Annotated in this window: 6 protein-coding genes; 2 read left to right on the top strand and 4 right to left on the bottom strand. The window is 69.9% G+C overall.

What is annotated here, in order from left to right:
• Nucleotides 1–203 precede the first annotated feature (203 nt).
• The 3 genes from ACIG0D_RS27870 to ACIG0D_RS27860 all read right to left on the bottom strand — a co-directional run bounded on the left by ACIG0D_RS27870 (nt 204) and on the right by ACIG0D_RS27860 (nt 3,454).
• On the bottom strand, nt 204–1,049 hold the full coding sequence (locus ACIG0D_RS27870; protein ID WP_399806095.1) for a carbohydrate ABC transporter permease: 846 nt from the start codon (nt 1,047–1,049) through the stop codon (nt 204–206).
• The gene (locus tag ACIG0D_RS27865) at nt 1,046–2,002 is read right to left on the bottom strand and encodes a sugar ABC transporter permease (RefSeq protein WP_365765252.1); all 957 of its coding nucleotides are present in this window, start codon (nt 2,000–2,002) and stop codon (nt 1,046–1,048) included. The genes ACIG0D_RS27870 and ACIG0D_RS27865 overlap by 4 nt, the downstream gene beginning before the upstream one ends.
• A gap of 132 nt (nt 2,003–2,134) precedes the next feature.
• On the bottom strand, nt 2,135–3,454 hold the full coding sequence (locus ACIG0D_RS27860; RefSeq protein WP_399806092.1) for an ABC transporter substrate-binding protein: 1,320 nt from the start codon (nt 3,452–3,454) through the stop codon (nt 2,135–2,137).
• A gap of 269 nt (nt 3,455–3,723) precedes the next feature.
• Between ACIG0D_RS27860 and ACIG0D_RS27855 the strand changes: the two genes are divergently transcribed.
• Both ACIG0D_RS27855 and ACIG0D_RS27850 read left to right on the top strand, forming a co-directional pair.
• Nucleotides 3,724–6,141, top strand: coding sequence for a glycoside hydrolase family 2 protein (locus ACIG0D_RS27855; RefSeq protein ID WP_399806090.1), 2,418 nt, complete (start codon nt 3,724–3,726; stop codon nt 6,139–6,141).
• Nucleotides 6,138–7,178, top strand: coding sequence for a LacI family DNA-binding transcriptional regulator (locus ACIG0D_RS27850; RefSeq protein ID WP_399806088.1), 1,041 nt, complete (start codon nt 6,138–6,140; stop codon nt 7,176–7,178). The genes ACIG0D_RS27855 and ACIG0D_RS27850 overlap by 4 nt, the downstream gene beginning before the upstream one ends.
• A gap of 60 nt (nt 7,179–7,238) precedes the next feature.
• Here ACIG0D_RS27850 and ACIG0D_RS27845 read toward each other — a convergent pair whose 3' ends face one another.
• A complete protein-coding gene (locus ACIG0D_RS27845) occupies nt 7,239–8,603 on the bottom strand; it encodes a cellulase family glycosylhydrolase (protein ID WP_399806086.1) in 1,365 nt (454 codons plus the stop codon).
• Between the last annotated feature and the right edge of the window lie 338 nt (nt 8,604–8,941).

Genomic DNA, 8,941 nt, shown 5'->3' with positions numbered 1-8,941 from the left:
GTGGTGCAGTCCTAGACAGCTCCACCACACCGGAGGTCTTCGCCATGATCAAGACCTGCGAGTGTCAACAACGCTCGTGATCAATACACCTAGGGGATGATGTGGCCGCATTCCTCGATGACGTGCCCGGTGAGGTTGTCGCCGTTGCTCCCCGGCTCGCCCGTGCGCGGGACCGGGCGGGCGGGCCGGGGAGCCCGGCGGTGTCACTTGGTCGCCCCCTGCGCGAACCCGTTGTAGATGTAGCGCTGGAGGAAGAGGAACACGAGCAGCGTCGGGACGATCACCAGGATGGTGCCGGCCGAGATGTTCTCCCAGTGCGCTCCGAAGGGGCCCTTGAAGCGGAACAGGGCGGTGGAGATCGTGCCCAGGTCCTCGGAGGGCATGTAGAGGAAGGGGATGTAGAAGTCGTTGTAGACGGTGATGCCCTTGATGATGACGACCGTGGCGATGGCCGGCTTCAGCAGGGGCAGGATGATCTTCCAGTAGATGGTGAAGGAGTTCGCCCCGTCCAGGCGCGCCGCCTCGTCGAGGGAGACGGGGATGCCCCGGATGAACTGCAGGAAGATGTAGATCGAGACGATGTCCGTGCCCATGTAGAGCAGGATCGGCGCCCAGAGGCTGTTGAACAGGCCGAAGCTGTTGACCACTTGGAAGGTCGCGACCTGGGTGGTGACGCCGGGGACCAGGGTGGCGATCAGGAACAGCGCCATGACCGGCTTCTTCGCGCGGAAGTCGAAGCGGTCGATGGCGTACGCGGTCATCGAGCCGATGAGGACCGTTCCGGTGATGGAGAACAGCAGGATGAAGCCGGTGTTGGCGAACGCGGACAGCATCCGGCCGTCGGTGAACGCCGTCGCGTAGTTGCCGAAGTTGAGCCAGTCGCCCGGCAGGGACAGGGCGCCGCCGTCGGTCACCTCCTCGGACGTCTTCAGCGAGGTGAGGAAGACGACGACGAGCGGCAGCAGGACGATCAGCGACGCGAGGATCAGGGACAGGTACGTCAGGGCGGGCGCGAGGCGGCGGCGCCGTGCGGGCGCGGGCGTGGTCATACGAGGTCCACCTTCTCGTCGGGCACGAGGCGGCGCTGGATCCAGGTGATGAGCAGGATGATCAGCAGCAGGACGACGGCGGCGGCCGACGCGAGGCCCGTCTTGTTGAACTGGAAGGCGAGCTTGACCGTCTGGATGACGAAGGTCGTCGTGCCGGTCGCGCCGCCGGTCATGATGTACGGGATCTCGAACACCGCCAGGGAGCCGGAGATCGCCAGGATGACGCTCAGGCTGACCACCGGGCGGATGCTCGGGGCGATGATGTGCCGGAACTGCTGCCAGCGCGTGGCCCCGTCCAGCTGGGCCGCCTCGTACAGCTCGGCCGGGATGGACTGGATCGCGCCGAGGAACAGCACGAAGTTCAGGCCGGTGAAGCGCCAGACGGAGACCCCGGCCAGCGAGGTGTTCGCCGAGGTGGGATCGCCGAGCCAGGCGTGGTCGGTGCCGGCGCCGAACCACGACAGCACCGAGTCGAGCGTGCCGCCGTCCTGGAAGAAGTACAGGAACACGAAGCCGATCGCGACGCCGTTGATCAGGTAGGGGAAGAACAGGATCCCCTTGAACAGGTTGCGGAAGCGCAGGTCGAAGCTGAGCACGGTCGCGAAGTACAGCGCGATCGCGATCTGCACGGCGGAGGCGGCGAGGTAGAAGAAGCTGACGAAGAACACCCGGAACAGCTCGGGACGGGTGAAGATCTGCCGGTAGTTGTCGAGGCCCGTGAAGTCGCGGTCGGGGCTGACGCCGTCCCAGTCGGTGAAGCTGTAGTAGATCATGTTGCCCACGGGCACGTAGGTGAACGTGACCAGCAGGACCAGGGGGACGGTGAGGAAGAGCCACGGCGTGAGGCGGCGGAGCGTTCCGCCACGCGGTGGCGCGGGGCGGCGCGCCCTCCCTGGAGGCCGGGCGGCGGCGCGCGGCACCTTCGCGGGTGCCGTGTGGGTCGTCTCGGTCATGTCGGGCCTTTCATCGTCCGCTGGTCTGCGACGGGCGGTCGGCCCCGTCCGCTGGTCCGGGCGGGGCCGGTGACGGTGGGTGGGAGAGAAGCCGGCGGGGGAGTCGCCGGGGTCGGGAACCGGTCGCCGGGGTCAGGAACCGACGGTGCCGGCCGCCTCGTTCCACCGCTTGTCGAGGTCCGCGAAGAACTCCTCGCGGCTGCCCTGCTGCGCGCCGCGCGCGGTGTCGACGAGCTTCTGGCGGTAGTCCGGCTTGTTGAGGCCGATCTCGGCCGCGTTGTCGATGGCGTTCACCGCGCCGGTCTCGGCCTCGGAGCGCTCCAGGAAGGTGACATCGTTGTCAACGAAGTCTTCGAGGGTCTCGGGCATGGGGGCCGACCGCAGTGCGGGGACCGCGCCCTCCTTCGCGGAGAAGCCGGACTTCTCGGTGAACCAGTCGATCCAGGCCCGCGCGGCGGTCTTGTGGTCGGAGTGGATGTTGACCGCCTGCTGGTAGTCGGAGGCGAGGACGGCGCAGTACTTGCCGTCCTTGCGCGCCGGGAAGGGCATGAACCCGATGTCGTCGGGGTCGGTGCCGGCCTTCTCGGCCGCGGCCCGCATCTGGGTGATGGCCCACGAGCCGAGCTGCATGGTGGCCACCTTGCCCCGGGCGATCATGTCCTTGGACGCTTCCCAGTTCGTGGTGTTGGGGTCCTTCTCGGACAGGCCGCCCTCGACGATGTCGTACAGCAGCGAGTCGATCGTGTGCAGGTCGCCGCCCCGCTTCCACGGGGACACGGGTCCGGCGAGCTTGTCGTTGGCCTTGGCGTCGCAGGTGACCGAGCCGATGTTGTTGCTCCAGGCGGTCAGCGGCCAGCCGTCCTTGAAGTTCGTGTAGTACGGCAGCGCGTCCGTCCTGGACTCGATCGCCTTCAGGTCGGCCACGAACTCCTGCGGCGTGGCCGGCCAGTCGGTGATGCCGGCCTTCTTCCAGACCGCCTTGTTGTAGAGGAAGCCGTTGGCGGTGCCGAAGGTGCTGATGCCGTAGATCTTGCCGCCGACCTCGGCCTTGTCGCTGAAGCGGTACTTGTCGCCCAGCTCGCCGGTGCCGCCCAGCGGGGCGAAGAACTTCGGGTAGTCGTTCTTGGCGACGGCGGCCGGGATCATCAGGACATCACCGTAGTCGTCGGTGTTCATCCGGATCTTGACCTCACCCTCGTAGTCGGTGAGTCCCTCGAACTTCACCTTCACGTCGGGGTAGACCTTGTTGAACTCGGCGGCGTACCGGTCCATCGTCCCGTTCTGCACGAGGTCGGTGCGGTGGGTCAGCACCTTGATGGTGCCCGAGGCGTCGGCGGGGTCGGCGGGTGCCTTCGCCGTCTCACCGGACGCCGCGCCCTGGCCACTGCATCCCGCGACGGTCATGATCGCGGTGGCCAGAAGCGCTCCCGTGAGCGTCTTCTTCTTCCCCATGTGCCCAGCTCCTTCAGGATTGCGGCTCAGCTCTGCGGGTGGGATGTCGGCACTATGTCAGTCCCGCGTTAACCGGTAAAGCTCAGATTTCGAGCGCGATGCCTAATCGTTACCGGAGTGCGGGAGGAGGGCGGGCTTCACGTGCGAAGACCGGGGTCTGTTGAATGATCTTCAGTGCTAGACCGGTTTATGGACAGGGGCTCGTCAGCGGGTTAGGTTGACCGCCGTTGTCCGTCCACCTGCCTGAGTCAGGCGATTGGAGCCGCACGATGAAGGACGTCACCCAGCTCACCGAGGGCTGGAGCCTGCGCCATGGAGACGAAGTGCTGGAGGCCACGGTGCCCGGCTGCGTCCACACCGATCTGCTGGCCGCCGGGGTGATCCCCGACCCCTTCCTGGACCGCAACGAGACCGACGTCGCCTGGGTGGGCCGCCGCGCCTGGACCTACGTCCGCCACCTCGGGTACGACAGCGGACACGAGCGCACCGACCTGGTCTTCGACGGCCTGGACACGGCCGCGTACATCACCCTCGGGGGCCGCCCCGTCGGCACCACCCGCAACATGCACCGCCGCTACCGGTTCGACGTCACGGGCCGGACCGGGCGGCTGGAGGTCCGCTTCGCCTCCGCGTACGACGAGGCCGCGGCCGTCCGCGCCGTCACGGGGGAGCGGCCCAACGTCTACCCGGAGCCCTCGCAGTACATCCGCAAGATGGCCTGCAACTTCGGCTGGGACTGGGGGCCGACCCTGGTGACCGCGGGCATCTGGCGGCCGGTGCGGCTGGAGCACTGGTCCACCGCCCGCATCGCCCACGTCCGCCCCCTGGTCACCGTGGACGAGGGCACCGGCCGCGTCGAGGTACGGCTGGAGATCGAACGCACCGCACAGGGACGGGGACGTACGCTGCGCGCCGAGGCCCGGGTGGCCGGCGCCCGCGCCGAGACCGTCCTGACCGGCGACGAGGCCGTGCTGCGCCTGGAGGTCCCGCAGGCGCGCCTGTGGTGGCCCCGCGGCCACGGCGACCAGCCCCTGTACGACCTCGAGGTCACCCTCGCCGACGACAGCGGCCCGCTCGACACCTGGCACCGGCGGATCGGCTTCCGCACCGTCGAGCTGGACCGCTCCGCCGACGAGCACGGCACCGGGTTCACCCTCGTCGTCAACGGCGTACGGATCTTCGCCCGCGGCGTCAACTGGATCCCCGACGACGCCTTCCCGTCCCGGATCACCCCCGAGCGCTACCGCACCCGCCTCACCCAGGCCGCCGAGGCGAACGTCGACCTCGTCCGCGTCTGGGGCGGCGGCATCTACGAGGACGACGCCTTCTACGACGCCTGCGACGAACTCGGGCTCATGGTCTGGCAGGACTTCCTCTTCGCCTGCGCCGCCTACCCGGAGGAGCCGCCGCTGCGCGGCGAGGTGGAGGCGGAGGCTCGCGACAACGTTGTCCGGCTGATGCCGCACCCCTCACTGGTGCTGTGGAACGGCAACAACGAGAACCTGTGGGGCTTCCGCGACTGGGACTGGGAGGGCCCGCTCGCCGGGGACTCCTGGGGCGAGGGCTACTACCTCGCTCTGCTGCCGCGGATCGTCGCCGAGCTGGACCCGACCCGGCCGTACACCGCGGGCAGCCCCTGGTCCGGATCCTGGGACCACCACCCCAACGACCCGGCGCACGGCACCCACCACTCCTGGGAGGTGTGGAACCGGGAGGACTACGCCGAGTACCGGGCGAGCGTGCCCCGGTTCGTCGCCGAGTTCGGCTGGCAGGCACCGCCCGCGCTCGCCACGCTGCGCCGCGCGCTGCCCGGCGAGGAACTCGCCCCCGACTCCCCGGGCATGCTCCACCACCAGAAGGCCGAGGACGGCAACGGCAAGCTGAACCGCGGCATCGCCCGCCACTTCGACCCGCCCGCCGGCGACTTCGACCGCTGGCACTACCTGACCCAGCTGGTGCAGGCCCGGGCGGTCGCGGCCGGGATCGAGCACTGGCGCTCGCACTGGCCGGTGTGCGCGGGCACCGTCGTCTGGCAGCTCAACGACTGCTGGCCGGTGACCTCCTGGGCCGCCATCGACGGCGACGGCCACCTCAAGCCGCTCTACCACGAGCTGCGCCGCGTCTACGCCGACCGGCTGCTGACCCTCCAGCCCGACGACGACGGCCTCGTGCTCGCCGCCGTCAACCAGTCCGCCGATCCCTGGCGGACGCCGGTGACGCTACGGCGGCTGCGGGCGGACGGAACGACCGTCGCGGAGAGCGTCCTTGACGTCGCCGCGGACCCGCGTGCCGTCGCCAGGATCACCGTCCCCGAGAAGCTGCTGCCGGACCCGCGCTCCGCGCGGGAGTTCCTGGTCGCCGACGCCACCGCACCGGGGGAGGACGACGGTCTGCGCGCCCTGCACTTCCCCGTCCCCGACAAGGACTTCGCCTACCCGCGGCCCCGCTACGACGTCACCCTGGAACCGGTGCCCGGACAGGGGGATAGAGTCGACATCGTGGTGAGTGCCCATACTCTCGTGCGAGACCTCCTGCTCCAGCCCGACCGGCTCGGACCGGCCGCCGCCTGCGACCGCGGACCGCTGACCCTGCTGCCCGGCGAGCGGGCACGCATCCGGGTGCGGGGCTGCGACACCGTCACCGCCGACGCCGTCACGGCCGCGCTGTTCTGTGTGGAACCGGTGTGAGCGCCTCCGCGGAGCGCGTCACCATCAAGGACGTCGCGGCCAGGGCCGGGGTGTCCAAGGGAGCGGTGTCGCTCGCCTTCAACCACAAGCCGGGCGTCTCCGAGGCCACCCGGGAGCGCATCTTCGCGGCGGCCCGCGAGCTGGGCTGGGCCCCGAGCGCCACCGCCCGCAGCCTGTCCAGCCAGCGGGTCGACATCATCGGGCTGGCCCTGTGCCGGCCCGCCCGGCTGCTCGGCCTGGAGCCGTTCTACATGGACTTCATCTCCGGCATCGAGAGCGTCCTCGCGGAACGGTCCTGCTCGCTGCTGCTGCGCCTGGTGCGCGATCTCGACGAGGAGGCCGCGGTCTACAAGGAGTGGTGGCGCGGCCGGATGATCGCCGGGGCGATCCTGGTGGACTTCCGCGAGGACGATCCCCGGCTGTCCTCGCTGCCGCCGCTCGGCATGCCCGCGGTCGCCGTGGGCCACCCCTCCCTGACCGGGCCGTTCCCCGCCGTGTGGACGGACGACGCGTCCGCGGTCGCCGAGGCCGTCCGCTACCTGGCGGCCCTCGGCCATCGGCGCATCGCCCGCGTGGGCGGCCCCGCCGACCTCGGGCACAGCGCCATCCGGGCCCGCGCCTTCACCGCCACCACCCGGGAGCTGGGCCTGGAGGAGGCACGGCAGATCGCGACCGGCTTCGACGAGAAGGAGGGCGCCCGGGCCACCCGCAGCCTGCTGCTCACCGCCGAGCGGCCCACCGCGATCGTCTACGACAACGACATCATGGCGGTCGCCGGGGCGGGCGTCGCGGCGGAGATGGGCTTCACCGTCCCCGACGATCTGTCGCTGCTGGCCTGGGACGACTCCCAGCTGTGCCAGATCACCCACCCGGCGATGTCGGCGATGAGCCACGACGTGCACCACTTCGGCGCCGAGGTGGCGCGGGTGCTCTTCGACGTGATCAACGGCTCGGACACGGTCGGTCATCAGGCGCCGACGCCGTCGCTGATCCCGCGCGGCTCCACCGCACCCGCACCGGGCACGCAGACCCCGTGACCCGGAGAAGGGCCGCGTCCGGTGCGGACGCGGCCCTCCTGTGTGCCGTACGACGGTTCCTCAGCTCTTGGCGCAGGCGGTGCCGTTGAGGGTGAAGGCGGCCGGGACGCCGTTGGTGCCGGTGGACGAGCCGTTGAAGCCGAAGCTCACCGAGCCGCCGGCCGGGATGGTCTCCGTCCAGGACTCGTTGGCCGCCCGTACCTCGCTGCCCTGCTGGACGGCCTTGGCGTTCCACGTCCGGCTCAGCTTCTGGTCGCCGGGGAAGGCGAACGCGAGCTGCCAGCCCTTGACGGCGGTCGTGCCGGTGTTGCGGATGGTCACGTCGGCGTTGAACCAGTTGCCCCAGTCGCTGAGGCGGTAGTCGACCGCGCAGCTGCCGGTGGCCGGGGCGCCGCCGTCGAAGACACCGGCCTCCTTGGCCGTCTGCTGGATGCCGTCGGCGCCGGTGAAGATGCGCCGCCCCCAGGCGGTGAGGCGTGTGGCGTCGAAGCCCGTGGCCATGTCCAGGTACTCGACACCGCCGCCGTTGCCGCTCCACGACCAGCCGAGGTAGCCGACCCCCAGCTGCCGCGCGGTGGACATGATGGCGTCCTCGTGCGGATCGCCGTCCGAGTGCATGTCGCCGAATTCCCCGACGACGATGGGAAGACGCTGGGAGGTGAACCGGTTGAGGTAATCCCTCACCTTGTCGGCGGTGTTGAATACGCCGTACATGTGGACGGAGAACACCGTGTTCTTCGCGGGATCCGCGGCGAATACCTCCGCCGCGTGGTCACGCATGGTGAAAGACCAGTCCTGGCCCCAGTTGGGGGCGTCGACCATGAGGGTGTGCTCGAATCCGGCCGCGCGCATACGGCCGATCGCGTTCTTCGTGTCGGCGGTCCACGGCGTCACTCCGGACGTGCCGTTGCCGTGCGGCTCGTTGCCGATGTTCAGGATGACGTACTTCTCCTGGCCCCTGACCGCGTCCCTGACGCTGATCCAGTAGTCGACGGCGCGGGAGAGGGAGACGGCTCCCTCCTGCTCGCCGTAGCCGGTCGTGTCGTGCGCCTCCAGGACGCAGACGAGCCGGTTCTGCTTGCACTGCGCGACGACGGCCGCGACGTCGGCGGTGTCGTTCTTGGCCCAGCGGTCGCCGGTGGCGAGCACCACGCGCACCGAGTTGGCGCCCAGCGCCTTGATGTCCTTCAGGGCCTGCGCGGTCCTGGTGGGGTACCAGGCGTGGGCGTGGTTGACGCCGCGCAGGACGAAGTCCCGGCCGCTCGCGTCCAGCAGCCGTCCGTCGGCGACGCGGAAGCCCGGTGCGGCCTGTGCCGCCGTCCGCGCCCCGCTGTGCGGCTCGGCCTGTGCGGTGGACGGTGCGGCCAGGACCGCGGAGGCGAAGGCCAGCAACGCTCCCGCCGCGGTGGCCAGTTTCTTCCTCATGCTGCTCCCGAGGTGATGGCTCGTGCGGCCGGTCTCCGGGCAGGCCCGGGCGGCGCGGCACGGCCGAGGTGTGTGGGGTTGTGTCCGGCTCGTCCGGTCCGGCCCGGCGTGGGGCGCCGGCGGACCGGGAAAGGCAGAGTTCTGAGCCGGTGGGATATCCCGCTGCCCGGGTTTCGAAAAGCGGCTCACACCGGGCAGCGGGACGCCTGTTCACCGCCGGCGAAGAACGGTTGCCGACGTCCTCGCGTCGAAAGGGGCGGCGAGGATTCGCCGTTCGATCGGCGGCTGGCAGAGAGGCTAGAGCGAAGACGTCCGCACGGACAACAGTTTGCGCGAAA

It is taken from the genome of Streptomyces sp. NPDC052773 (assembly GCF_044547145.1).
Lineage (GTDB): Bacteria > Actinomycetota > Actinomycetes > Streptomycetales > Streptomycetaceae > Streptomyces.
Note: the sequence above shows the minus strand (reverse complement) of the source record. Positions and strands in the feature narration are given on the sequence as shown.